Annotated in this window: 31 protein-coding genes; 5 read left to right on the top strand and 26 right to left on the bottom strand. The window is 63.8% G+C overall.

All coding sequences use genetic code 11. The annotated features are described in order from the left end of the window. The first annotated feature begins 2 nt into the window (after positions 1–2). The gene (greB, locus tag VVT58_RS14480; protein WP_087575970.1) at positions 3–488 is read left to right on the top strand and encodes a transcription elongation factor GreB; all 486 of its coding nucleotides are present in this window, start codon (positions 3–5) and stop codon (positions 486–488) included. Between the two features lie 188 nt (positions 489–676). Here greB and VVT58_RS14475 read toward each other — a convergent pair whose 3' ends face one another. From VVT58_RS14475 to aspS, 5 genes are all read right to left on the bottom strand, one after another. Then, positions 677–862 carry a hypothetical protein gene (locus tag VVT58_RS14475; protein WP_066560473.1) on the bottom strand — a complete coding sequence of 62 codons (186 nt, stop codon included), beginning with the start codon at positions 860–862 and terminating at the stop codon, positions 677–679. Between the two features lie 68 nt (positions 863–930). After that, positions 931–2187 carry a methyl-accepting chemotaxis protein gene (locus tag VVT58_RS14470; RefSeq protein ID WP_269465588.1) on the bottom strand — a complete coding sequence of 419 codons (1257 nt, stop codon included), beginning with the start codon at positions 2185–2187 and terminating at the stop codon, positions 931–933. A 157-nt stretch (positions 2188–2344) separates the two neighbouring features. Further along, on the bottom strand, positions 2345–3127 hold the full coding sequence (locus tag VVT58_RS14465) for a polyphosphate kinase 2 family protein (RefSeq protein ID WP_087576227.1): 783 nt from the start codon (positions 3125–3127) through the stop codon (positions 2345–2347). Further along, entirely contained in the window at positions 3124–4503 is a 1380-nt protein-coding gene (locus VVT58_RS14460) for an APC family permease (protein WP_327752454.1), read from the bottom strand. The genes VVT58_RS14465 and VVT58_RS14460 overlap by 4 nt, the downstream gene beginning before the upstream one ends. A gap of 149 nt (positions 4504–4652) precedes the next feature. Beyond that, positions 4653–6437 (bottom strand): aspartate--tRNA ligase, encoded by a 1785-nt coding sequence (gene aspS, locus VVT58_RS14455; protein WP_327752455.1) that lies wholly within the window; start codon positions 6435–6437, stop codon positions 4653–4655. Between the two features lie 127 nt (positions 6438–6564). Between aspS and rnd the strand changes: the two genes are divergently transcribed. The 3 genes from rnd to VVT58_RS14440 all read left to right on the top strand — a co-directional run bounded on the left by rnd (position 6565) and on the right by VVT58_RS14440 (position 8655). Further along, complete coding sequence (rnd, locus tag VVT58_RS14450) at positions 6565–7731, top strand: ribonuclease D (protein WP_327752456.1); 1167 nt, start codon at positions 6565–6567, stop codon at positions 7729–7731. A 12-nt stretch (positions 7732–7743) separates the two neighbouring features. Further along, positions 7744–8034 (top strand): I78 family peptidase inhibitor, encoded by a 291-nt coding sequence (locus tag VVT58_RS14445; RefSeq protein WP_066560479.1) that lies wholly within the window; start codon positions 7744–7746, stop codon positions 8032–8034. Between the two features lie 231 nt (positions 8035–8265). Then, positions 8266–8655: a DUF1801 domain-containing protein gene (locus VVT58_RS14440; protein WP_327752457.1), complete on the top strand. Its 390-nt coding sequence runs from the start codon at positions 8266–8268 to the stop codon at positions 8653–8655. A gap of 129 nt (positions 8656–8784) precedes the next feature. Here the strand turns inward: VVT58_RS14440 and VVT58_RS14435 are convergent, their stop codons facing one another. The 3 genes from VVT58_RS14435 to lepA all read right to left on the bottom strand — a co-directional run bounded on the left by VVT58_RS14435 (position 8785) and on the right by lepA (position 11918). Continuing rightward, positions 8785–9468, bottom strand: coding sequence for a hypothetical protein (locus VVT58_RS14435; protein WP_066562040.1), 684 nt, complete (start codon positions 9466–9468; stop codon positions 8785–8787). A gap of 173 nt (positions 9469–9641) precedes the next feature. Continuing rightward, complete coding sequence (locus tag VVT58_RS14430) at positions 9642–10028, bottom strand: PH domain-containing protein (protein ID WP_176596724.1); 387 nt, start codon at positions 10026–10028, stop codon at positions 9642–9644. Positions 10029–10112: 84 nt separating this feature from the next. Then, the gene (lepA, locus tag VVT58_RS14425; RefSeq protein WP_327752458.1) at positions 10113–11918 is read right to left on the bottom strand and encodes a translation elongation factor 4; all 1806 of its coding nucleotides are present in this window, start codon (positions 11916–11918) and stop codon (positions 10113–10115) included. A gap of 188 nt (positions 11919–12106) precedes the next feature. Between lepA and VVT58_RS14420 the strand changes: the two genes are divergently transcribed. Further along, a complete protein-coding gene (locus VVT58_RS14420) occupies positions 12107–12877 on the top strand; it encodes a CsgG/HfaB family protein (RefSeq protein ID WP_066560491.1) in 771 nt (256 codons plus the stop codon). Between the two features lie 199 nt (positions 12878–13076). On the opposite strand, the gene VVT58_RS14415 is transcribed toward VVT58_RS14420, so the two are convergent. The 18 genes from VVT58_RS14415 to rplN all read right to left on the bottom strand — a co-directional run bounded on the left by VVT58_RS14415 (position 13077) and on the right by rplN (position 24552). After that, positions 13077–13442 carry a DsrE family protein gene (locus VVT58_RS14415; RefSeq protein WP_066560494.1) on the bottom strand — a complete coding sequence of 122 codons (366 nt, stop codon included), beginning with the start codon at positions 13440–13442 and terminating at the stop codon, positions 13077–13079. Next, positions 13430–14206, bottom strand: coding sequence for a HesA/MoeB/ThiF family protein (locus VVT58_RS14410; protein WP_066560497.1), 777 nt, complete (start codon positions 14204–14206; stop codon positions 13430–13432). The genes VVT58_RS14415 and VVT58_RS14410 overlap by 13 nt, the downstream gene beginning before the upstream one ends. A 2-nt stretch (positions 14207–14208) precedes the next feature. Further along, positions 14209–14667, bottom strand: a complete 459-nt coding sequence (gene dut / locus VVT58_RS14405; RefSeq protein WP_066560499.1) for a dUTP diphosphatase — start codon at positions 14665–14667, stop codon at positions 14209–14211. Further along, positions 14642–15886, bottom strand: coding sequence for a bifunctional phosphopantothenoylcysteine decarboxylase/phosphopantothenate--cysteine ligase CoaBC (coaBC, locus tag VVT58_RS14400; protein ID WP_327752459.1), 1245 nt, complete (start codon positions 15884–15886; stop codon positions 14642–14644). The genes dut and coaBC overlap by 26 nt, the downstream gene beginning before the upstream one ends. 150 nt (positions 15887–16036) lie before the next feature. After that, positions 16037–17077 (bottom strand): acyltransferase, encoded by a 1041-nt coding sequence (locus VVT58_RS14395; RefSeq protein WP_327752460.1) that lies wholly within the window; start codon positions 17075–17077, stop codon positions 16037–16039. 139 nt (positions 17078–17216) lie between these two features. Beyond that, positions 17217–17756, bottom strand: a complete 540-nt coding sequence (locus tag VVT58_RS14390) for an SRPBCC family protein (protein WP_405053707.1) — start codon at positions 17754–17756, stop codon at positions 17217–17219. 33 nt (positions 17757–17789) lie between these two features. Then, the gene (locus tag VVT58_RS14385; RefSeq protein ID WP_066560505.1) at positions 17790–18446 is read right to left on the bottom strand and encodes an adenylate kinase; all 657 of its coding nucleotides are present in this window, start codon (positions 18444–18446) and stop codon (positions 17790–17792) included. A 48-nt stretch (positions 18447–18494) separates the two neighbouring features. Next, positions 18495–19859 carry a preprotein translocase subunit SecY gene (gene secY, locus VVT58_RS14380; RefSeq protein ID WP_087574635.1) on the bottom strand — a complete coding sequence of 455 codons (1365 nt, stop codon included), beginning with the start codon at positions 19857–19859 and terminating at the stop codon, positions 18495–18497. 192 nt (positions 19860–20051) lie between these two features. After that, complete coding sequence (gene rplO, locus VVT58_RS14375; protein ID WP_327752462.1) at positions 20052–20588, bottom strand: 50S ribosomal protein L15; 537 nt, start codon at positions 20586–20588, stop codon at positions 20052–20054. 148 nt (positions 20589–20736) lie between these two features. Continuing rightward, positions 20737–20916 carry a 50S ribosomal protein L30 gene (gene rpmD, locus VVT58_RS14370; RefSeq protein WP_066560520.1) on the bottom strand — a complete coding sequence of 60 codons (180 nt, stop codon included), beginning with the start codon at positions 20914–20916 and terminating at the stop codon, positions 20737–20739. A gap of 6 nt (positions 20917–20922) precedes the next feature. Then, positions 20923–21633 (bottom strand): 30S ribosomal protein S5, encoded by a 711-nt coding sequence (gene rpsE, locus VVT58_RS14365; protein WP_082748715.1) that lies wholly within the window; start codon positions 21631–21633, stop codon positions 20923–20925. A 2-nt stretch (positions 21634–21635) separates the two neighbouring features. Beyond that, on the bottom strand, positions 21636–22001 hold the full coding sequence (gene rplR, locus VVT58_RS14360; protein ID WP_066560522.1) for a 50S ribosomal protein L18: 366 nt from the start codon (positions 21999–22001) through the stop codon (positions 21636–21638). Position 22002: 1 nt separating this feature from the next. Next, the gene (gene rplF, locus VVT58_RS14355; RefSeq protein ID WP_087574636.1) at positions 22003–22536 is read right to left on the bottom strand and encodes a 50S ribosomal protein L6; all 534 of its coding nucleotides are present in this window, start codon (positions 22534–22536) and stop codon (positions 22003–22005) included. Continuing rightward, the gene (gene rpsH / locus VVT58_RS14350; RefSeq protein WP_087574637.1) at positions 22536–22931 is read right to left on the bottom strand and encodes a 30S ribosomal protein S8; all 396 of its coding nucleotides are present in this window, start codon (positions 22929–22931) and stop codon (positions 22536–22538) included. Before rpsH ends, rplF begins: the two co-directional genes overlap by 1 nt. Before the next feature lie 12 nt (positions 22932–22943). Further along, positions 22944–23249, bottom strand: a complete 306-nt coding sequence (gene rpsN, locus VVT58_RS14345) for a 30S ribosomal protein S14 (RefSeq protein WP_066560526.1) — start codon at positions 23247–23249, stop codon at positions 22944–22946. Between the two features lie 51 nt (positions 23250–23300). Further along, positions 23301–23873, bottom strand: a complete 573-nt coding sequence (gene rplE / locus VVT58_RS14340; protein WP_066560528.1) for a 50S ribosomal protein L5 — start codon at positions 23871–23873, stop codon at positions 23301–23303. Then, positions 23873–24184, bottom strand: a complete 312-nt coding sequence (rplX, locus tag VVT58_RS14335) for a 50S ribosomal protein L24 (RefSeq protein ID WP_025547274.1) — start codon at positions 24182–24184, stop codon at positions 23873–23875. The genes rplE and rplX overlap by 1 nt, the downstream gene beginning before the upstream one ends. After that, a complete protein-coding gene (rplN, locus tag VVT58_RS14330; protein ID WP_007686569.1) occupies positions 24184–24552 on the bottom strand; it encodes a 50S ribosomal protein L14 in 369 nt (122 codons plus the stop codon). Before rplN ends, rplX begins: the two co-directional genes overlap by 1 nt. Positions 24553–24642: the final 90 nt, after the last annotated feature.

The raw sequence follows: 24642 nt of genomic DNA, 5'->3' as shown, positions 1-24642 counted from the left end.
GCATGAGCACCGCCTATCCCAATTACATCAGCCCCGAAGGCTTTGCGAAGCTGCGCGCCGAATATGACCAGTTGCTCGGCGTCGAGCGTCCGAAGATCGTGGAAGTGGTGAGCTGGGCCGCGGGCAATGGCGACCGCAGCGAAAATGGCGACTATCTCTACGGCCGCAAGCGGATGCGCGAGATTGACGGCCAGTTGAAGCGCCTGTCGCGCAAGATGAAGGACGCCAAGGTCGTGGACCCGCGCCAGCAGCCCGACAAGAGCAAGGTCTATTTCGGCGCCACCGTCACCATCGCGGACGAGGACGACCAGCATCGCACCGTGACCCTGGTCGGCAATGACGAGACGGACGCCAGCGCGGGCCGCATCGGCTGGGCCACCCCCATCGCCCGCGCCCTGCGCGGCGCGGCGGTGGGCGACCTGCGCCGCGTCATGCTCCCGGCGGGGGAGAAGGAGTATGAGGTGATGGCGATCCGCTATCCGGAGTGATTATTTGTCAATTTCCGCCATTAAGCGCATCCGTGTTCCTGCGAAGGCAGGAACCCAGTCCCGCCGTTTGCGGATCATCGCACCGCAGGAACTGGACTCCTGCCTTCGCAGGAGCACCATGCGCTTCAAGAAAAACAGCGCGAAGCAGACCGTCCGCCTTCCACCCTCACTCGCCAACGCGCCGGCCGCTAATCATGCGGTCGCAACGACACGTTGAGCCGCTCCATCACTTCTCCGATCGGCTCGACCACGGTCACGCTGCGCCCCTCTCCGAAGCGGATGCGGGTGCCGTCGGTGACCGATGAAACGAAGGTGACCTGCGCGGCATTGACGGCGGTTTCGGTCCGGTCGGCGCCCACGAACATGACGAGCATGCATCCTCTCCTTCTTTTTGGAAGCTGAGCCTAACCCGATTTGCCGCCGACGCCAGCCCGTTTTCTCTTCAGGCCGCCTGAATCGCCCGGATGAAGGCACTGGCGCGATCATCCAGCCGGTGCGCTTCTTCCGACAAGCGGCTCGCCGCGTTGCGCATGGCCTGCGCACCTTCCACCGCCACGCCCGCATTGACGCTGATCTGGCTGGCGCTGGCGCGGATATGTTCGCTGGCCTCGCCCGCCTCCTCCACGCTGCCCGCAATCGCCCGGCTGAAGGCTCCGTGCCGCGCCACCGCCTGGAATACGGAAGCCGACAGCCGGTCCGCCGTCGCGATCGCCGCGTCCATATGCGCATGGCCCTGCGCGACATGGCCGACGGTGACGCGAATATGGTCGATCCGCTGCGCGATCTCCGCCGCCGCCTCCCGCGTCTGCCCGGCAAGCGATTTCACTTCCCGCGCAACCACCGCAAAGCCGCGCCCGGCATCCCCGGCACGCGCCGCCTCGATCCCGGCATTGAGCGCCAAGGTCGTCGTCGCCCGCGCAATCGCGTCGATCAGCGCGGTCACTTCACCGATCCCGTCGGCCTGCACGCTCAGCGTCCGCGTCTGCGCCGCGCCCGATTGCGTCTGGTCGACCGCTGCACGAATGGCGGCGCCCGCCTCCCGCACTTCTTCCTCCATCGACTGGAACAACAGCCCCAATTCCCGCCCCGACGCCGCGATGCCCGACAGATTGTCCGCCGTCTGCGCCGCCGCCACCGCCATCCCCGCCGAAGCATGGCCATTATGCGCCGACCGCTCCGCCGCATCCTCCGCCAGCCGCGAGAGCATGTCCGCCATAGCCACCAGATCCGCGATCAGCGTCTGGATATCGCCCCGGAAGGTCGCGCTTTCACGCGTCACCATCTCCAGCCGCTCGACCCGCGCCAGCGCCACCCGCGCATCCCGCTCCGCCGCGAGCTTGAGCAGGAGCTGCCCTCCGGCGATCCCGGCATAGCGATCGCCATCGACCACGATCAGCCCCTCGCAGCCCTGCCCCTGCGCGGCATAAAGGTCGATCAGCGCTTCGATGCTGGCGCGCCGCTCGACCGTCGCGCAAGTCCGCACATGATCGTCCAGCCGGCCGCCAAAACTGGGATTGCGCAACAGAGCATGGCCGAAGGGATTGAAGAGGATGCGCCGCATGTCGCGCTCGTAGATCGCGCCCACCGGTCGGTCCGCGGCGTCCAGCACCGGCAACAGCCGCAGCGCGGGATCATGCTGAAAATGGTCGACCGCTTCGCTGAGCGGGCGCCCCAGTCGAATCGCCGGACTGGGCGTCACAGGAACCAGGCCTGTCCCCTGGGAAGGGATCGGTTTCGGCGGAGATCGGTCGAGCATCTGGGGCGCGTACATAAGCGCCGATTAGGCCCAAAATGGTAAATGAGCCGTTAGAATTTGATGACAGTTTTGTTACAAGGCACTGATTTCACGATATTTTCTATGGCACCTTATAACCATAGGCCTTGGCCGCCAGCTTCACGACTTCCGGATCGGCCTCCGGAAAGTCCATCGGCACCAGCTTTTCCAGGCGCTTGACCACATAAGCCAGCGCGGCGATCCGCCCGGCCCGGCGATGATTATTGTCGATCGCCTGCCAGGGCGCCGCTTTCATATCGGTCTTGCGGAACATGTCGTGCATGGCGTCCAGATAATCCGCCCGCCGCGCGCGGTTGCGATAGTCGTCGGCCCCGGTCTTCCACCGCTTCCACGGCGTGTCCAGCCGCTGGGCGAGTTGCTCGTCCTGCACTTCCTGCGTGATATGGACGAACAGCTTGATGATGTTGGTCCCGGCGTCGACCTGCTGCTTTTCGAAGGCGTTGATCTCGTCATAGGCGCGTTTCCATTCGCCCTTGGAACAGAAACCCTCGACCCGCTCGACCAGCACACGGCCATACCAACTGCGGTCGAAGATGGAGATGTTGCGCCCGGCTGGCAGCCGCGTCCAGAAACGCCAGAGGAAATGATGGTCGCGCTCCGCCTCATTGGGCGCTGAAATGGGATGGACCTGATAATAGCGCGGGTCCCATTCGGCGGTCATGCGCTTGATGATGCCGCCCTTGCCCGCCGCGTCCCAGCCTTCCAGCAGGATGACGCTGCGCCGGTCATGAATGATGTGCGCGACCTGGATTTTCGCGAGCCGCTGCTGGAGCTGCGCCAGCTTCTCCTCATAATCGCCCTTGAGCTTCGCACCCTTTTCATAATCGGCAAGGTCGATGGTCATGTCTGCACCTTCCACTGGCCACGGCGGCAGAGCACCAGCTTATACCAAAGAATCGAACCTGCAATCTGCGCGGCGGTGGCGATCAGGCCGGGGCGCCCTTCCTCTACATCGAGCCAGCTCGTCCAGGTGACATAGGCCAGAGCCAGCAAGGTCACGATGGGCGCAATGGGATAGAGCGGCATCTTGTAGGGCGCATGGGCGCTCGCCCTGCTGCGACGCCCGGCCAAAGCGGCGAACGCGATGCCGCCATAGATCGCCACCAGCCCGGTGCCGTTCAGCACCAGCAGCAACTGCATCGGCAGGAAGCAGGCGAGCGTCCCCAGCCCGCCGACGATCAGCGTGCCGATCCAGGGCGAATCGAAGCGCGGATGGATCGCCACCAGCCAGTCATCGATGCGCGGAATCCACGCTCGGTCCCGCCCGGTCGAATAGAAGAAACGTGCGCAGGCCAGCACGCAGGCGATGATCGCGTTGACGATGGCGAGCACGATGCCGACCGACACCAGAGCCGACAGCCCCGCGCTGCCCCTTTGCCGGACCAGCAGGCCGAAGGGGTCATCGACGGTCAGCAGGGTCGCAAGGTCGATCTTCACCAACAAGAGCGCAAGCAGCGGCACCCCTTCGAACAGCAGCGCCAGCCCCAGAGCGGCAAGGATGGTCCTGGCGATCCGCTTGGGCGCCTCATGCATTTCCTCACCGAAATAGACGGCCATGCCATAGCCGTTGAGCGCAAAGATCGCGATGGTCGTGGCGACGCCGATGGAAGCGGCGCTGGCGGGCGCCCAGCCGTCTCCCGCAATCGCGACAGGGTGGGTAAGGAACTCCAGCGCCGGTCGCGCATGATCGGCAAAGCCCAGCACCACCACCACGGCCACCGCCAGCAATTCGACCAGCAGGAACAGCCCGGTGATGACGGCATTCACCCGGATATTGAGGATCGCGACCAGCGTCGACCCGATCATCACCGCGACGGCGACCGGGACGGCGGGCAGCCCCGGCACGACCGTCGCCATGACCGATGCGATGCCGAGCGCCGCGACGGGCGGAAACAGCACATTGTTGAAGACATTGACGCCCAGCATGACAAAGCCCGCCATCGGCCCCAAGGTCTGCGCCACCGCGACATATTCGCCGCCCGCGACCGGCCAGGCGGAGGAGAGTTCGGCATAGATGAAGGCGGTGGTGACGCAGATCAGGCTGGCGAGGATCATCGCCCAGATCGCGCCGGTTCCGGCCTCCTGCAACATGCCGGGGATGATGACGAAGACGGAAGAAGCGGGGGTGGTCGCGGACAGGGTCAGGAACAGCACGCCCGCCACGCCCAGGCTGCGCGCAAGGCCGGTCTGTTTGTCCGGCAACATCTGTTCGTCAAGCATGGCGGTCCCCCTTGCCCTTCCTTACATCGAAAGGGCAGAAAGGAAGCAAGCCCCGCTTGCACCGTGCTCCTGCGAAGGCAGGAGCCCAGTTCAGACGGCGGGACTGGGCTCCTGCCTTCGCAGGAGCACGATACCCTAAAAAGGAAAGGTCAAGCCTTGGCCTGCGGCTCCACCACCCGGACATGCAGTTCCCGCAACTGCTTGAACTCCGCAGCGCTCGGCGCCCCCATGAGCAGGTCCTCCGCCCGCTGGTTCATCGGGAACAGCGTGATCTCGCGCAGATTCTGCGCACCGCAAAGCAGCATCACGATCCGGTCCACGCCAGCGGCCATGCCACCATGCGGCGGCGCGCCATATTGGAACGCGCGATAGAGGCCACCGAAGCGCTCCTCCACATCCTGCTGGCTCAGACCCACCTTCTCGAAGGCCTTCACCATCAGCTCCGGCGACTGGTTGCGGATCGAGCCCGAAGCAATCTCATAGCCGTTGCAGACCATGTCATATTGATAGGCATTGATCGTCAGCGGGTCCTGATGCTCCAGCGCATCCAGCCCACCCTGCGGCATGGAGAAGGGATTGTGCGCAAAGTCGATCGACTTGGTCTCTTCATCATATTCGTAGAAGGGGAAGTCGACGATCCAGCACAGTTCGAAGCGATCCTTGTCGATCAGGTCGAGCTGCTCACCCACGCGGATGCGCGCCAGACCCGCCAGCTTGGCGGCCTGGCTTTCCTTGCCCGCCGCGAAGAACACGCCGTCATTCGGCCCCAGGCCCAGCGCGTCGATCAGCTTGGCCGTCCGCTCCTCGCCATGATTCTTGGCGATGGGGCCGCCCGGCACGCCATCCTTGATGTTGATATAGCCAAGGCCCGAATAGCCCTCGCTGCGCGCCCAGTTGTTCATCTCGTCGAAGAACTTCCGGCTGCCCGCACCGGCACCCGGCGCCGGGATCGCGCGGATCACGCTGCCGCTCTCGACCAGCGAGGCGAAGATGCCGAAGCCCGAACCCACGAAATGCTCGGTCACGTCGGTGATGACGATCGGGTTGCGCAGGTCGGGCTTGTCCGAGCCATATTTCAGCATCGCCTCGGCATGCGGGATGCGCGGAAAGCTGCCTGCGGGCGTCACCGGCTTACCGTCGGCGAACGCCTCGAACACCTGCGCGATCACCGGCTCCATCGTGTTCCAGACGTCTTCCTGCGTGACGAAGCTCATTTCGAGGTCGAGCTGGTAGAATTCGCCCGGCAGGCGATCGGCGCGCGGGTCTTCGTCGCGGAAGCAGGGCGCGATCTGGAAATAACGGTCGAAGCCCGCGACCATGAGGAGCTGCTTATATTGCTGCGGCGCCTGTGGCAGCGCGTAGAATTTCCCAGCATGGATACGGCTGGGCACCAGGAAGTCGCGCGCGCCTTCCGGCGACGATGCGGTCAGGATCGGCGTCGAATATTCGGTGAAGCCAATGCCTTCCATGCGGCGGCGCATGTCGGAAATGATCTTCGTGCGCTTGACGATATTCGCGTGCAGCGTTTCGCGCCGCAAATCGAGGAAGCGGTAACGCAGGCGGATGTCTTCGGGATATTCCTGCTCGCCCGCGACCGGCAGCGGCAGGTCGGCGGCGGCAGAGAGCACCACGGCGTCCAGCGCGCGAATCTCTATCTCCCCGGTCGGCAGGTTCGGGTTCACCGCTTCCTTCGCCCGCGCCACGACCTTGCCCGTCACCGTCACGACGCTTTCCGCGCGCAGCGATTCGATCACCTGGAACACCGGCCCGTCGACCTCGGTGACGATCTGCACCATGCCATAATGGTCGCGCAGGTCGATGAAGACCAGGTCGCCATGATCGCGCTTGCGATGCACCCAGCCGGACACGCGCACCTCATTGCCGACTTCGGCAGAGGTCAGGGCGCCGCAGGTATGAGTGCGATAAGCATGCATGGCGATCTATTCTTTCAGCTACGTTTTACGGAAATGACAAATTGTTGCAGCGCCGCTATGGGCAGTCTTGTCAAGCATTGACGAGCCCGTGCGCGACGGGCCAGCCCATAATAAGATCGAAGACCATATGCAAATCCATCCGCTGATTACCGACAGCAAGACTCTCGCCCAATTCTGCGCCCGGATCGCCAAATCGCCCTATATTGCGATCGATACCGAGTTCATGCGCGAAAACAGCTATTGGCCCGATCTCTGCCTGGTGCAGGTCGCGGACGAGAATGAAGCAGCGGCCATCGATCCCAAGGCGCCCGGCATCGACCTTTCCCCCCTGCTCGACCTGATGGTCGACAATGAGGATGTGCTGAAGGTCTTCCACGCCGGCGGCCAGGATCTGGAAATCATCTACAACCTGACCGGCAAGACGCCCCATCCGCTGTTCGACACGCAGATCGCGGCAATGGCGCTGGGGCTGGGCGAGCAGATCGGTTACGGCAATCTGGTCGACGCCTGGCTGGGGGTTCAACTCGACAAGGGCGCCCGCTTCACGGACTGGGCACGCCGTCCGCTCGACAAGCGGCAGATCGACTATGCGATCGGGGACGTCACCTACCTCATCCAGATATTCCCCAAGATGCTGGAGGAACTGCGCCGCACCGGCCGGGGCGACTGGCTGGATCAGGAGATGGAGCGGATCAGCGACGCTTCCAATTATGAGAACAAGCCCGAGGAGGCGTGGCAGCGCGTCCGCATCGCCAGCCGCAAGGCCGATGTGCTGGGCCGCCTGAAGGCGCTCGCCGCCTGGCGCGAAATGGAGGCGCAGGACAAGAACCTGCCCCGCGGCCGCATCGTCAAGGACGAGACGCTGGCCGATATCGCCAGCCATCCGCCCCGCATCCAGGAAGATCTTGGCAAGGTACGCGGCCTTTCCGCCACCTGGAAGACCAATGACATCGGCAACCGCCTGATGCTCGCGCTCAACAACCACACGCCGCTCGCCAAGGAAGAAATGCCCGAGCGCGACCCCAAGCGCCCGGGCCTGGGCAAGGACGGCGCGCTGGTGGCGGACCTGCTTAAGCTGCTCCTCAAGATCCGCTCGCGCGACATCAACGTCGCGGCGCGCCTGATCGCCCGCAGCGACGATATCGACGCGCTGGCGGCGGGCGTGCGCGAGGATCTGTCGATCCTCGAAGGCTGGCGCTATGAACAATTCGGCCGCGACGCGGTCGATCTGGTCGAGGGCCGTCTTGCCTTCGCGGTCAGAAACGGCCGCCTCAAGATGACCCGCACGCAATAGGAGCCAAGACGGATGCGGACGGCAGCACTGATCCTTCTTCCCCTGCTGGCCGCCTGTTCCGGCACCCAAGGCCCCGCCACGCCGCCGCCTGCCGCCGAAGGACCGTGCCGCAACGAAGGGCTGGACCGCTTCGTCGGCCAGACCGCCAGTGCCGATCTCGGCGCGCAATTGCTCAAGGCGTCGGGCGCCCGCACCCTGCGCTGGGGGGCGCCCGGCATGGCGATGACCATGGATTTCCGCGCCGACCGGCTGACCGTCAGCTATGACGATAAGATGGCGATCATCTCCGCCCGCTGCGGCTGAATCCCTCCCCTCAGAAAGCGGATGCGGATCGCGATGGAATAAACCGCTCGCGCCGGTCGTATTCCCCCCGGCACCGGTCGCGATCCCCTGATCATGGCCGGTCGCTCCCATGGGTGGTCCCCTAAGGGCGGCGTAGCGGTGGCGCCAAGAGGCAGGCCCCTCCCGGCACCATCGCTACGCCATTCCGGTTTCGCCGCAATCTGTTAGGGTGCCGCCATACAGGAGGCGCCGATGGACAAGGATGCACCCTCCGCGCTGATCGATGCGCGGATCGCGGCACTGGACGATTGGCGCGGAGAGATGCTGGGGCATGTCCGCGCACTGATCAAGGAAGCCGATCCCGAAGTGGTCGAGCAATGGAAATGGCGCGGCGTCCCGGTCTGGTCGCATGACGGCATCTTCTGCACAGGCGAAAGCTACAAGAGGGTGGTCAAGCTGACTTTCGCGAAGGGCGCATCACTGGAAGACCCGGCGGGCCTGTTCAACGCCAGCCTGGAAGGCAATGTGCGGCGCGCCATCGACATCGTTGAAGGCGAGAGGATCGACGCGGATGCGTTCAAGGCGCTGATCCGCGCCGCCGTGGCGCTCAATATGGCCAAGCCGCGGAAGAAGAAGGGTTGAGATTGAGAACCAGCGTGCTCCTGCGAAGGCAGGAGCCCAGTTCCAACGTCTGATCTAGACTGTCGCGAGCCGCTCGTCTCGCTCCACTCAGGAACGAGGACATCCGATGGAAGCGCGGCCCACGCCCGATCAACATTCCAGCCCGATCAAAGTCCCGCTACCGATCCGCCCGACATAGCGCTTGCCGTCAATCTCCAACCAATCCGGCGTCACTTCCAGCCGCCGTCCCCTGATCGTGGTGCGCAGATGCTCCACCGCGATCCGGTTGCGCGCCACGATCCGCAGCACCGCCAGCCCCTCGCCCCGCGCCGCCATCATCGTGTAGCGGTCGCCGCGCAGCAGAAAGTGCCAGCTCCCGTCGGTCGGCATCCATTCATTGCCGTTCACGACCTGCACCGGCTCGCCATCGGGACCACCCATGCGCACGCTGATTCGCGTGGCGCCATTGCTCCGGCGCGGCGGGGCGAAGATCAGGATCGGCTCGCCCTCCAGCGTCAGCGGGATCGGCGTATCCCTCAACAACTGGGAGCCGCCCATGATCAGCGTCGGCAATTCCGGCGAAAAGGGCAGCCGGTCACGCGCGAAATGGCGCTGCCGCACGACCGGATTGGCGTGGAAGCCCTGCACCTGCATCGGCGTCAACCGCCCTTCCTCGACCAGCCCATGGCAGGTCGGGCAAAGCAGCGTCACCCCATGACTCTCGGGCAAACGCAGATAACGGTAAATCGTCACGCCGCAGCGGACACAGGCAAAACCGCAAGTCTGACGGATTTCGTCCTGCTGCTGCGCAGTCAGACCTGGCAGCGACGGCATCACGCGAAAGCCCATGCAGACGACCCCTTGCAATCACCTGCCCGCGCCACTGCGGACCGGCGTTCCTTCGGCGTCCTTCCTGCTGGTCTTGGGGGCGTTTCGAACCGCCCCTCTCGCTATTGCACTATCGTTGAAATAAATGCGGACAAGTCAAGAGGCGGTTCGGCATTCTCCTACCGCTGGGGCAGCAGGTCCAGGTTGCGCGATGCGGCAATCGCCCGGATGCGGTCCGGCCGCGGCATGGATTTGATAGCGATTTCCGCCATGTCGCCCGCGCTGAACAATTCCACATTGCCGACGTTGAAAATCCGCTGGCCCAGCGTCTGGGTGATGCGCACGCTGCGGATGCTGGACAGCGCGATCTCCGTCCGCTGCTTGGCGAGCAGGCCGCGTTCGAACAACACTTCGCGGTCGGACAGTGCCAGACGCTCGCCCTTGTTAAGCACCCACCATATGCCGATGGCGACTATGCCGACGACGGAAATCAGCAGCAGGACGAACAGAAAGGGGTGTGCGCGGAACATCGCGGGATGCTCATCATACAGCCAAGTCTCGCTCATGCCGGTCCCCTGCCGCTAACCGTTTTGCATTGACCATGGACGCTCCACCGCCGTCAAGGCCGCCCAAGCATGATACGCTTCGGACTAGTTCTCGTCCCCCATGCGCAGCGCCGCGATGAAGGCCTCCTGCGGAATCTGCACGCTGCCATATTCGCGCATCCGCTTCTTGCCCTCTTTCTGCTTCTCCAGCAGCTTCTTCTTGCGAGTGATATCGCCGCCATAGCATTTGGCGGTCACGTCCTTGCGCATCGCCGCGATAGTTTCGCGGGCGATCACCTTGCCGCCGATCGCCGCCTGAATCGGAATCTTGAACAGATGGCGGGGGATCAGGTCTTTCAGCCGCTCGCACATGCCGCGTCCGCGCGATTCGGCGGTGCCCCGGTGGACGATCATGGAGAGCGCGTCGACCGGCTCGTTATTGACGAGGATGCCCATCTTGACCAGATCGCCCTCTCGCGTGCCGATCTGGTGATAGTCGAAGCTGGCATAGCCACGCGAGATCGACTTCAGCCGGTCGTAAAAGTCGAACACCACCTCGTTGAGCGGCAGTTCATACGTCACCTGCGCCCGCCCGCCAACATAGGTCAGATTCTTCTGAATGCCACGCCGGTCCTGACAGAGCTTCAGGATGGAGCCGAGATATTCGTCGGGGCAGTAGATCACCGCCTCGATCCACGGCTCCTCGATAAAATCGATATGGTTGGCGTCGGGCATGTCGGCGGGGTTGTGCAGGTGCCGCGTCGTCCCGTCGTTCATATGAATCTCATAGACCACCGACGGCGCGGTGGTGATGAGGTCGAGATCATATTCGCGCGTCAGCCGCTCCTGGATGATCTCCAGATGCAGCAGACCCAGAAAACCGCAGCGGAAGCCGAAGCCCAACGCCGCCGACGTCTCCATCTCGAAGGAGAAGCTGGCGTCGTTCAGCCGCAGCTTCGAAATCGAATCGCGCAGCTTCTCGAAATCATTGGCGTCCACCGGAAACAGGCCGCAGAACACCACCGGCTGCACTTCCTTGAAGCCCGGCAGCGGCGTCTTAGCCGGATTCTTGACCGTGGTGATGGTGTCGCCCACGCGGGTCTGGCTGATATCCTTGATCTGCGCGGTGATGAAACCGATCTCGCCCGGCCCCAATTCGGCCAGTTGCTCGATCTTCGGCCGGAAACAGCCGACGCGGTCGATCAGATGCTCGGTCCCGCCGATCATGAACTTGATGTTCTGGCCCTTCTTGATGACGCCGTTCATGACGCGCACCAGAATCACGACGCCCAGATAGGGGTCGTACCAGCTATCGACCAGCATCGCCTCCAGCGGCGCCTCGCGGTCGCCCTTGGGCGCGGGAATCTTGGCGACCACCGCTTCCAATATGTCGTCGATGCCGATGCCCGACTTGGCGCTCGCCAACACCGCTTCCGACGCGTCGAGGCCGATCACTTCCTCGATCTCCGCCTTCACCTTTTCCGGTTCGGCGGCGGGCAGGTCGATCTTGTTGATGACGGGCACGATCTCATGGTCATGCTCGATCGACTGATAGACGTTGGCCAGCGTCTGCGCTTCCACGCCCTGCGCCGCGTCGACCACCAGCAGCGCGCCCTCGCAGGCGGCCAGCGACCGGCTCACCTCATAGGCGAAGTCGACATGGCCCGGCGTGTCCATCAGGTTCAGCTCATAGGTCTCACCATTTTTCGCGACATAGTCGAGGCGCACGGTCTGCGCCTTGATGGTGATGCCACGCTCCTTCTCGATATCCATATTGTCGAGAACCTGCGCGCTCATCTCCCGGTCGGTGAGGCCTCCGGTGCGCTGGATCAGGCGGTCGGCCAGCGTCGACTTGCCATGGTCGATATGGGCGATGATCGAGAAATTACGGATGTGCGAGAGATCGGTCATGGCCCGCGCCGATAGCAGCCATTTGCGGGCGTGTCAGCAGGCACGCGCATCGGTCGCCCTTTGAAGGCAATAGCGGTGATAACCATTCGCATTACTTGCGCGCCCACGCGGTTGTGCTAGAGCTTGGGTCAAATATCGGGGCGCCACAAAAGCAAAACGACTTCAGCAACTTTCAGGGGTGCATGACAATGCGTGTATTCGCGAAATTCGTCGCTGCCGCAGCCGGCCTGGCTGTCGCGGCTTCTCCGGCGATGGCCGCCGACAAGGGCTCGTCCGCCCGGCAGCAGCAGGCCAAGAAAACCGCCGAAATTCCTCATTGCACCCGGCGCCTCGGCACGGTGGCGATCGTCGAGCCGGACAACCAGTGGTGGCGTGAGCTGAACCTGGGCAGCCCGGAGGCGATCCTCAAGGTGTTCATCCAGCAGTCGGGCTGCTTCGGCATCGTCAACCGTGGCCGCGCCATGGCCAGCCGCAACCTGGAGCGCGCCATGGCGGACTCCGGCGAATTGCAGGCGGGATCGAACCTGGGCAAGGGCCAGGTGAAGGCGGCGGATTATTATCTGCAGCCCGACATCGTTTCCTCGAACAAGAATTCGGGCGGCAATGCGCTGGGCGGCATGCTCGGCGGCTTCCTGGGCGGCCGGACCTTCGGCGCGCTCGCCGGCGGCATATCGGTCAAGAAGAGCGAGGCCAATGTGACGCTCTCGATCGTCAACGCCCGCACGACCGAGGAAGAGGCGCTGACCGAGGGCTATGCCCGCAAGTCGGACCTCAGCTTCGGCGGCGGTGGCGGCGCAGGCTGGTGGGGCGGTTTCGCGGCGGCTGGCGGCGGCGGCTATCAGAACACCGAAATCGGCCAGGTGATCGTGCTGGCCTATCTCGACGCCTATACCAAGTTGGTGACGCAACTCGGCGGCCTGCCCACCAACGCGGCAGCGGCGGCGCCCCGCGCGCAGTAACGAGCGGCATTGCACGGAAAGGGCGCTGCCGGAGCTTCCGGCGGCGCTTTTTTTTGCGCTCGGCTTTCGCTTACGACTCCACAGCGGGCCCGCATTGGGCCATTTCCGGACATTTTCGAAGTTCGTCATCCCCGCCTTCGCGGGAATGACGAAACAGGAAGCGTCCCCTATCCACCCAAATTCGGACGAGCCGACGGCTTCAAGCAAAAAGCAGGCGAGTCTCATCCCCCGTCTGCTGCAAAAACCCAACCGGCCCGCCAATCTCCACGCCCGCGGGCAAGCTCTCCACCGTCATCCCGCACAAGGCCAGCCCGCTCTGACAGGCGAGGATGACAACCCCCAAAGCCAAGGCTTCCTCAATCACCATCGCCAGCGAAGGCAGCCCCGCCGCCCGATGCGCCTCATCCTGCGGCGCCCCAATCGGCGTCCGCAGCAATCCCACCGCATCCAGTTGCAGGAAAAGCGCCGCCTTGCCGCCCAACGCAGCCTGCGCCGCCGCCATCACCAGCGACCCGCGCAGCCGCTCCGCATCCGCCGTCGCGACGACGATCCTCAGCTCGCGCATAGTTCCACGGCGCAACCCGGACAGGCCGGATCCTTCGGCACCGCCACAGTTCGAAAGCGCATCGACAGCAGATCGGCCAACAGCAGCCGCCCCGCCATATCCTCGCCAAAGGGCACCAGCGCCCGGATCACTTCCAGCGCCGCCAGGCTGCCCATTACGCCGGTCAGCGCCCCGATCACGCCCGTCTCCGAGCAGTTCCGCTCCGGCGCATCCTCCGGGGATCCGACCAGGCAGCGATAGCAAGGCTTGCCCGCTTCCCACCCGCGATAGGTGGCGAGCTGCCCCTCGAACGGCCCGACCGCCGCCGACACCAGCGGAACCCTCAACCTCTGCGTGCAATCCGCCACCGCCAGCCGCGTCGCGAAACTGTCGCAGCCGTCCAGCACCACATCCGCCTCGCGCAGCATCAGCGCGGCATTGTCCGCATCGATCCGCGCATTGATGGGGATCAGCTTCACATCGGGATTGAGCCGCGCCACCGCCGCCATCGCGCCCTCGGCCTTGGGCGCGCCGATATCCTCGGTCCCGAACAGCACCTGCCGCTGCAAATTGGAGAGGGCGACCGCATCGTCATCGATCACCCGGATCGTGCCGACACCCGCCGCCGCAAGATAGAGGATCGCCGGACTGCCTATGCCCCCGGCCCCGATCACCGCCACATCCGCCGACAGCAACCGAGCCTGTCCCGCCCCGCCGATCTCCTTCAGCACGATATGGCGGGCATAGCGTTCAAGCTGCTCGTCGGTGAGCGGGGATGGGGTCATGATTATTTCACTCCCGTCGACCCGAAACCACCGGAACCCCTGACGGTCTCGTCCAGTTCCTCGACTTCGGCAAAGGTGGCGATCTGCACCGGCGCCGCCACCAGTTGCGCGATCCGGTCGCCCCGCGAGATCACAAAGGGTTCGCCGCCCAGGTTGATCAATATGACCTTCAATTCGCCGCGATAATCGGCGTCGATCGTACCCGGCGTATTGGGCAGGCTGATCCCATGCTTGAGCGCCAGGCCCGAGCGAGGCCGCACCTGCACTTCATAGCCTTCCGGAATCGCCATAGCGAAACCCGTCGCCACCGCATGACGCCCGCCGGGCACCAGGATGACGTCCTCCGCCGCCACCACATCCATCCCCGCCGCATGCGCCGTCGCATAGGCAGGCGCAGGCAGCCCCTCGCCATGGGGCAGGCGCTTCAGACGGATTTCAATCGGAGCGAGAGGAGAGGGCATCAGCGACCTTTTCTATCAAACGAGTGGCAACAGCGTCCTTGGGCAGATTTTCCCAACTTTCGACGCCGTCCTTGGAAATAATATGCACGCTGTTGGAATCGCCGCCCATCACGTCACCAGACACATCATTGGCAACGATCCAGTCAGCCCCCTTACGCGCCAGCTTGGCCTGCGCATGCTCAGCAACCTTCTGCGTCTCGGCGGCAAAGCCCACCAGCAAGGCCGGGCGCCTGGCATGCTTTCCCAGCGTGGCGAGAATGTCCGGATTCTCGACCAGGGAAAGCGGAGCAGGCTTGCCCGACCCATCCTTTTTGAGCTTCTGATCCGCCGCATCCGCCGTGCGCCAGTCCGCCACCGCCGCCACCATGATCGCCGCATCAGCGGGCAGAGCGGCTTCCACCGCCGCCAGCATCTCCCGCGCTGTCTCGACATCGACGCGATCCACGCCGGAGGGTGTGGGCAAATGCACCGGCCCCGCGACCAACGTCACCCGCGCCCCGGCCCGCGCCGCCGCCGCCGCAATGGCAAAGCCCTGCTTTCCCGAGGAGCGATTGGCGATATAGCGCACCGGATCGATCGGCTCATGCGTCGGCCCGGCCGTCACCAGCACATGCCGCCCGGCCAGCGGCGCATCCGCCGTTTCAAAATCCGGTTGGCCCGCCAGAGGATCCGCGGCCAGCGGCAAGGCCAGCAACCGCGCCACCTCCGCCGCGATCGCCTCCGGCTCGGGGAGGCGCCCCTTGCCGAACTCGCCGCATGCCATTTCGCCGCTGTCCGGTTCCATGATGTGCACGCCATCGGTCTTGAGCTGAGCAACGTTCCGCCGGTTGGCTGCATGATGCCACATCCGCACATTCATCGCGGGCACGGCCAGCACCGGCTTGTCGGTCGCGAGCAGCAACGTCGTCGCCAGATTATCGGCAATACCTGCCGCCATCTTGGCAAGGATATTCGCCGTCGCGGGGGCCACCACCACCAGATCGGCCTGGCGGCTGAGCTGGATATGCCCGATCTCGCGCTCTTCCTTGAGGTCGAACATGTCGCCATAGACATGATCCTCGGTCAGCACGCCCAGCGAGAGCGGCGTCACGAACTGGGCCGCGCTCTCGGTCAGCACCGCGCGCACGGCCAAGCCCCGCTTGCGCAGCAGTCGCACCAGCTCCAGCGACTTGTAAGCCGCGATGCCGCCGGAAATGATAAGAAGGATGCGCTTGGTCATGACAGGCCCATCATTTGGGCAAGCGGGACGCCCTTGTCCAGCCCGCACCTTGAGCTTGCCTGGTCATTCCCACGAAAGCGAGAACCCATCTCGGGACGTTTCCACATGCGAGGGGGACGATAAAGGGTGGAAGACGCAACCAGCTACCCCCTAGACTTTGCTCGGCGCCGCCTCGCTCAACACCGCCTTCTCCCGACGCCGCCGCCACCAGTCCAGGATCGCCTCCCCAGCCGGCCGCTCGACCAGACGGTTGATCAGCGTGCCCAAACCCAGCGCCACCGCAAAGGCCGTCGCAAAACCCGCCCAGGGGCTGTACCCCGCCTCGGCCATTTTCAGCATCACGACAAAGCCGACATGCTGGTGGATGAGGTAGAAGGAATAGCTGATCCCACCCATCCAGACGAGCGGCCGGAGGCTGAGAAAACGCAGCCGCCCCGCGATCAGCGCCGCAAAGACGCCCAGCAGGACAACGCCCGCCAGGGTGATGTCCTGGCTGTCGACCGTCGCGATCGAGAGCAGAGCCAGCGCGGCATAGGGCGCCTGTTGCCGCCAGCTTCGCTGCCCCGCCCAAACGCGATAGGACAACATGCCGATGATGAAAAAGGGCACATAGCGCAACACCAGCAGCATCACGATCCGCTCGGGCATGCCCGGCCACAGCGCATAGAGCCAACGCAGCGCGAGCCAGGCCAGCAGCACCAGCTCCAGCCGCCTGACACCCGCCCATTTCCAGATCGCCACCATGCAGAAATAGAAGGCTATCTCGACCGTCAGCGTCCAATAGGCGCCATCGACCTCGGGCAAGAAGGCAAAACCCTGCAACATGGTGATATTGGCCAGGATCGCGCCCGGCCCGATCAGCAGTTGCGACACCCGCGCCAGATATTCGATCCCCAGCGTCAGCAGCATCGCGACCAGATAGGCGGGATAGAGCCGGGCAAAGCGGTTGATCACGAAATCGGCGGCGGTCCGGATTCGGTCGAGCGTGAAGAAGATCGCAAAGCCGGAAATGGTGAAAAACAGCAGCACCCGGTAATTGCCGCCCAGGAAGCTGTAGGGAACATGGGCCGCCTGCGGAAACAGCTCATGGAAGCGGGTGGAGTAATGAAAAACCAGCACGCACAGCGCGCCCAGACCGCGCAACGCGTCCAGTTCCGTCAAGCGGCCAGTGGAAAGGCGCGACCCCGTCATGTCCTCGCCATAGCAACGGAACAGCAATCTTTCCGTCAATATCGTGGTTAACCGCATGGCCCGGCTGTATTTTCGGAAAGCGTGACGAATTCGGACGTAAGCGCCCCTTGGCGTTCGACAGGGCCAGGCCGGCCCCGAGCTAAGGCTGTCCCGCTTCCGCCGCGCGTTTCAGCCCCTGCAATTGCTCGGTCAGAACCCTGTCGACGAGCGGAGCGATCTTGGACGCGCCCATGCGCATATAACCGCCGACGACATAGCTCATTCCGACCCGCACGCCTTTCCCCGTCGGCGCGATGTCGAAAGTGAGCGTCCCGGTTACCGCCTCCGCCTGCAACGGCCCCAGCGCCCCGGAAAGGCGCAATTGCTTGTCCGGCGCCGCATAGATCACCCGGCCATGCTCGACGCTTCCGGCCTTCCCATCCTTGCCCGGCACCTTTTCGCAGAAGCAGCCGCCCGCAACGGGGTCCAGGCTCAGATTGGCGGGATCGCCGCTATAGCTGTGCTGTCCGTTCCACCAGCGGGCCGGTTGCCCCAACAATCGATAGACAGTCGCCGCATCGGCGGAGACATCGACACTATTCTCCGCCACGAAACCGACATCGCTGCTGCCCGTAACAGCGCAATGGGCCGGCGCGACCATCGCCGCACCAGCCCATGCCAAAATCATGATCTTGCACATCGCCTTCCCTCCCTTGCAGGAGGGTAAATTAGCTCAGGCGCCCTTGCCGTCCAAGATGGCCGCGATCGCAACCGTCACATCGTCCATGTCGGCCATGCCGTCGACCCGCGACACGATGCCGCGCGCTTCGTAGATGGGCAGGATCGGCGCGGTCTTGGCGCGATATTCGGCCATGCGGGTCCGCACGGTTTCCTCATTGTCGTCCGGGCGGCGCTTGAACTCATGGCCACCGCATTTGTCGCAGCTACCCTCGACCTTCGGCGTCTTGAACGTGTCGTGATAGCCCTCGCCGCAGGTCGCGCAGGTGAAGCGCCCGGTGATACGCTCAACCAGCGCGTCCTCGTTCACGTCCAGCTCGATCACATGGTCGAGCGTCCGATTGCGGTCCGCCAATATGCCGTCGAGCGAATAGGCCTGCGCCTCCGTCCGCGGATAGCCGTCGAAGATCACGCCGGTTTCCGGCGACAGCGCATCGAGGGCTTCACCGATGATGCCCGACACGATCTCATCCGACACCAGTTCGCCGGCTTCCATCACGGCCTTGGCCTTAAGGCCGATGGGCGTCCCGGCCTTCACCGCCGCGCGCAGCATGTCGCCCGTCGATAGCTGCACCATGCCCCGGCTATCCACCAGACGCGTCGCCTGCGTTCCCTTGCCGGCGCCCGGAGGGCCGAGCAGAATGATATTCATGTCGCGCATTCTCCCCTGTTCTTCGCGCTTTTCACGTGCTGCGCCCCTTCAGCGCATACGCCCCTTCAGCTTCGCCTTCTTGATCAGATCCCCATATTGATGGGCGAGCAGGTGGCTCTGAATCTGCGTCACGGTGTCCACCGTAACATTGACCACGATCAACAGGCTAGTCCCACCAAGGTAGAAGGGAATTCCCGCCCGGGCGATGACGAATTCCGGCACCAGGCAGATGAAGGCCAGATAGGCCGCGCCGATCACCGTGATCCGGGTCAGCACATAATCCAGATAATTTTCGGTGTTCTTACCCGGACGGATGCCCGGAATGAACCCGCCATTGCGCTTGAGATTATCGGCCGTCTCTTCCGGATTGAACACCACGGCGGTGTAGAAGAAGCAGAAGAAGACAATGCCGAGGCCATAAAGACCCATATAAACCGGGCTGCCGTGCGACAGATACTGGTTCAGCGTCAGCACGAAATCGCCCAGCTTGCTCTCGCCCGCGACCGTCCGTCCCGCGAACTGCGAAATGGTCAGCGGCATCAGCAGCAACGAACTGGCAAAGATCGGCGGGATGACGCCGGCGGTGTTGACCTTGAGCGGCAAATGGCTGCGATCTGCCTGCATCAGGCCCTGGCGCGTCTGACGCTTGGGATACTGGATCAGCACCCGGCGCTGCGCCCGCTCCATGAAGCAGATGAACGCAATCAGACCAAAGCCCAGCACGATCACCAGGAAGATCAGCAGACCGGAAATCGCGCCCGTGCTGCTCGACTTGAACAGGTTGCTGAGCGTCACCGGCAACTGGGCGACGATACCCGCCATGATGATGAGCGACACGCCGTTGCCGATGCCGCGCGAGGTGATCTGCTCACCCAACCACATCAGGAACATGGTGCCGCCGATCAGCGAAATCACCGCCGCGACCCGGAACAGGATGCCCGGATCGACCACCGCCTGTACGCCCGACTGCGCGCCGAAGCTCTCAAGGCCGACGGCAATGAAATAGCCCTGCACCGCAGTCAGGCCGACGGTGCCGTAGCGGGTATATTGGTTGAGCTTCTTGCGACCGCTTTCGCCTTCCTTCTTGATCGACGCAAGCTGCGGCGAGAGGCTGGCGGCGAGCTGCACGACGATCGAAGCCGTGATGTACGGCATCACGCCGAGCGCGATCAGGCTCATGCGCGAGAGCGAACCGCCCGAGAAGGTGTTGAAGATGTCGAGGATGCCGCCATTGGTCTGCTTGTAGAGCTGCGACAAAGCTGTCGGATCGACGCCCGGCAGCGGCACGAAGCTCAGGAAGCGGAAGACGATCAGCGCGCCCAGCGTGAACCACAGGCGCTTCTTGAGGTCGGTCGCCTGGCTGAACTTCGCCAGGCTGAGATTGGATGCGAGCTGGTCGGCTCTCGATGCCATCGTGGCTGCCCTTCAAAACATCTTGCCGGGATTTGGATGCCCGGAGCGGAATCGCTAACCCCTTAGCGGGGTGATGGGGCGCTGTCGAACCGGGAATCGCCGCCGATGCGACAAAAACTTGCCCCGAAACACATGACCCCGCCCACCCATATCGGGCAGCGGGGTCACGCTTGCAAGCCTTGGCAGGCCGGATCAGGCCTTCGCTGCGGCCTTCTTGGCGGCGAGGGTGGTGCCCTTCTTCGCCTTGGCCTTCTCAGCCGCCGGAACGACCTCGATCACGTCGACCTTGCCGCCGGTCTTCTCGACCGCTTCAACCGCGCCCTTCGACGCGCCGGCGACCAGGAAGCTGACCTTGGCGGTCAAATCGCCCTTGGCGAGCAGACGCACGCCGTCCTTGCCGCCACGGGCGAGGGCAGCAGCCTTCAGCGCCGCATGGTCGATGGTGGCGTTGGCGTCGAGCTTGCCGGCGTCGATCGCCTTCTGCACCGCGCCCAGGTTCACGATCGCGTAATCCTTGGCGAAGATGTTGTTGAAGCCGCGCTTCGGCAGACGCATGTGGAGCGGCATCTGGCCACCCTCGAAGCCGCTGATGGCGACGCCTGAACGTGCCTTGGCACCCTTCTGGCCGCGACCGGCGGTCTTGCCCTTGCCCGAGCCGATACCACGGCCGACGCGCATCCGACCCTTGCGGGCGCCAGCATTATCGTTGAGTTCGTTAAGCTTCGTCATCTGTGCACTCGCTTTCGCTATGTTCGCGCAGTCCCACCTCTGATTTTTCGCGGCGGGACAACAAAGAGGGCGCGCCATTAGCGCCCTTTCCCAAAAAACGAAAGAGGGGTTTCCCCCTCTCCCGCCTTATCTCGATGAACCGAAGGGTTTAGCCTTCGACCACTGCCACCATATGGGGCAGCTTCTTGATGGCGCCGCGGACTTCCGCAGTGTCTTCCAGCTCCACCACGCGGTGCATCTTGCCAAGGCCCAGACCGATCAGAATCTTCTTCTGGTCGGCGGGACGGCGGATCGGTGAACCGATCTGCTTGATCTTGATCTTCGCCATGTCGTCTTACTCCGCAATCGCTTCGGCATCAGCCTGCGCGACTTCGGCCGAGGCGCCGCCGCGACGCAGAAGGTCAGCGACCTTCTTGCCGCGACGCTGCGCCACCGACTTCGGGCTGGTCTGTTCGCCCAGCGCCGCGAAGGTCGCACGGATCATGTTATAGGGGTTGGACGTGCCGTTCGACTTGGTCACGACGTCAGCGACGCCGAGGCTCTCGAACACGGCGCGCATCGGACCGCCGGCGATGATGCCGGTACCGGCAGGCGCCGAACGGACCGTCACCTTGCCCGCACCGAAATGGCCGAGGCCATCATGATGCAGCGTGCGGCCTTCCTTCAGCGGAACGCGAACCATCGCCTTCTTGGCCGAAGCGGTCGCCTTGCTGATGGCTTCGGGCACTTCGCGCGCCTTGCCATGGCCGAAGCCCGCGCGGCCCTTGCCGTCACCGACCACGACGAGAGCAGCGAAACCGAAGCGCTTACCGCCCTTGACGGTCTTCGAGACGCGGTTGATGTGAACCAGCTTCTCGATCAGTTCTTCGCCCTGCTCCTCGTCGCGGTTGCCGCGACGGTCATCACGACGGCCACGGCCGCCGCGCTCGCCACGGTTGCGATCGCCGCCGCGACCACGGCCACGGCCGGGACCGCGACCTTCGGTCGGTGCAGCCTCGACGCCCTCGGTGGGGGCGCCGGCTTCAATGGTGTTTTCGTCAGCCATGATCAGAACTCCAGCCCGGCTTCACGGGCCGCATCGGCCAGCGCCTTGACGCGGCCATGGAAGAGGAAGCCTCCACGGTCGAACACGACCTTGGTGACGCCGGCAGCGGTTGCCGCAGCGGCAACGCGCTTGCCGACCTCGGCTGCGGCTTCGGAAGAGGCGCCGGTCTTGCCCAGAGCCTTGGCCCCGATATCCTTGTCCAGGGTCGACGCGGCGGCCAGGGTCTTGCCCTGCGCATCGTCAATGACCTGGGCGTAGATGTGACGGCCCGAACGGTGAACGCTGAGGCGGGGCTTGTGGCCAGAAACCGCCTTGAGCGCTGTGCGAACGCGGCGACGACGCCGCGCGAAGAGGGAAAGCTTTGCCATCTTACTTCTTCTTCCCTTCCTTGCGGAAGATGAACTCGCCGGCGTATTTGATGCCCTTGCCCTTATAGGGTTCGGGCTTGCGCCAGCGGCGGATCTCGGCGGCGACCTGACCCACCTTCTGCTTGTCGATGCCGCTGATCTCGACCGTGGTGTTGTCCGGGGTCTTGATCTCGATCCCTTCCGGAATCTCGAAATCGACGTCGTGGCTGTAGCCGAGCTGCAACTTCAGGGTCTTGCCCTGCGAGTTGGCGCGGTAGCCGACACCGGTGATCAGCAGCTTCTTGGAGAAGCCCTCGGTCACGCCGGTGACAAGGTTCTGGATCAGCGTGCGCTGCATGCCCCAGAAGGCACGTGCCGCTTTGGTGTCGTTGGCTGGCCTCACCAAAATGCTGCCGTCCTCGATCGTGTAGCTGATCTCGTCGCGCAACTGCAGTGCCAGGGTGCCCTTGGGCCCCTTGACCGACAACTGCCCGCCTTCGATCGACGCCGTCACGCCCGAAGGCACGGCGATCGGCTTCTTACCCGTGCGGCTCATCAGAACACCTCCGCCAGCACTTCGCCGCCGACATTCTGCTCGCGCGCTTCGGCGTCGGACAGAACGCCACGGGGCGTCGAGACAATGGTGATGCCCAGGCCATTGCGCACCACCGGCAGTTCCTTGGAACCCGAATAGACGCGGCGGCCAGGCTTGGACACGCGGGCGACATGCTTGATCGCCGGCTGGCCCTCGAAATATTTGAGCTCGATGCGCAGGCCGGGGTGCTTGCCGAGGGCTTCCTCGGAATAGCCACGGATGTAACCTTCGCGCTGGAGCACGTCGAGCACGCGGGCGCGCAGCTTCGAAGCGGGGGACATAACGCTGTCCTTCTTCGCCTGCTGCCCGTTGCGGATGCGGGTGAGCATATCACCCAGGGGATCGGTCAATGCCATCTCAAATGATCCTTACCAGCTCGACTTGGTGACGCCGGGGATCAGGCCCTTGTTGGCCAGATCACGCAACTGCACGCGGCAGAGACGGAATTTGCGGTAGTAGGCCCGGGGACGGCCCGTCAGCTCGCAGCGGTTACGCACGCGGGTCGGGTTGCCGTTGCGGGGGATCTCCGCCATCTTCAGACGCGCGATCAGACGATCGCCGTCATCAGCGGTCGTATCATTCGCGATCGCCTTGAGCTTCGCATAGCGGCCGGCATATTTCTTCACCAGCTTCTTGCGGCGCTCGTTCTTGTTGATCGAACTCAGTTTCGCCATGACTTAAGTTCTCTTCCTTAGCTTAAGCGTTGGGAGAGAAGCGGGGCCAGATTAGGCCGCCTGCTTCTCTTCGAGCGGGAAGGGGAAGCCGAAGAGGCGCAGCAGTTCGCGCGCTTCCTCGTCCGTCTTCGCCGTGGTGGTCACGATGATGTCCATGCCGCGCACCTTGTCGATGCGGTCATAGTTGATCTCCGGGAAGATCAACTGCTCCTTGATGCCGAAGGCATAGTTGCCACGGCCATCGAAGCTCTTCGGATTGAGACCACGGAAGTCGCGCACGCGGGGCAGAGCGATGTTGATCAGACGATCAAGAAACTCGTACATGCGCTCGCGGCGCAGCGTGACCTTGGCGCCGATGGGCATGCCTTCACGCAGCTTGAACTGCGCGATCGACTTGCGAGCCTTGGTGATGACCGGCTTCTGGCCAGCGATCAGTTCCATTTCCTCGGCGGCCTGCGTGACCTTTTTCTTGTCCTGGGTCGCTTCGCCCACGCCCATGTTGAGCGTGATCTTCTCGATCTTCGGAACCTGCATGACGTTCTTGTAACCGAACTTCTCGGTCATCGCCTTGGCGATTTCGGCGTCATACTGCGCCTTCGAGCGCGGCGTATATTTGTCGCTCATTACAGCACCTCACCGGACTTGACGGCGACGCGGACCTTCTTGCCGTCGCGATCCTCGAAACGGACGCGGGTCGGCTTGCCATCCTTGTCAGCGACAGCGACGTTCGAAATGTGAAGCGGCGCCGGCTTACGCTCGATGCCGCCCTGCGGGTTCGCCTGGTCGGGCTTGCGGTGACGCGCATGCACATTGATGCCTTCGACGAGAACCTTGTCCTCCTTCGGCAGCACCTGCAGGACGGCGCCGGTGCGGCCCTTGTCCTTGCCGGCCAGGATGACGACCTTGTCGCCCTTCTTGATCTTCGCAGCGCTCATTACAGCACCTCGGGGGCAAGCGAGATGATCTTCATGTGCTTCTTGGCGCGCAGTTCGCGAACGACCGGGCCAAAGATACGGGTGCCGATCGGCTCCTCGTTCTTGTTGATGAGCACAGCGGCATTGCCGTCGAAGCGAATCACGCTGCCATCAGCGCGACGCACGTCCTTGGCAGTGCGCACGATGACGGCACGATGCACGTCACCCTTCTTCACCTTGCCACGAGGCGCAGCTTCCTTGATCGAGACGACGATGATGTCGCCCACGCTCGCGAAGCGACGCTTCGAGCCGCCCAGCACCTTGATGCACTGGACGCGCTTGGCGCCGCTGTTGTCAGCGACGTCAAGATTGGATTGCATCTGGATCATGGATCCGGTTCCTTCTTATTTGGCCTACCGGAATGATTCCCGGCGGTTCCGAATTTCGTGCCTGGACCCTTGAGTCTCTACGCGAAGCGC

Origin of the sequence: Sphingobium sp. SJ10-10, assembly GCF_036038995.2 — a bacterium.
Lineage (GTDB): Bacteria > Pseudomonadota > Alphaproteobacteria > Sphingomonadales > Sphingomonadaceae > Sphingobium.
This window is presented reverse-complemented; position numbering and strand designations above follow the sequence as displayed.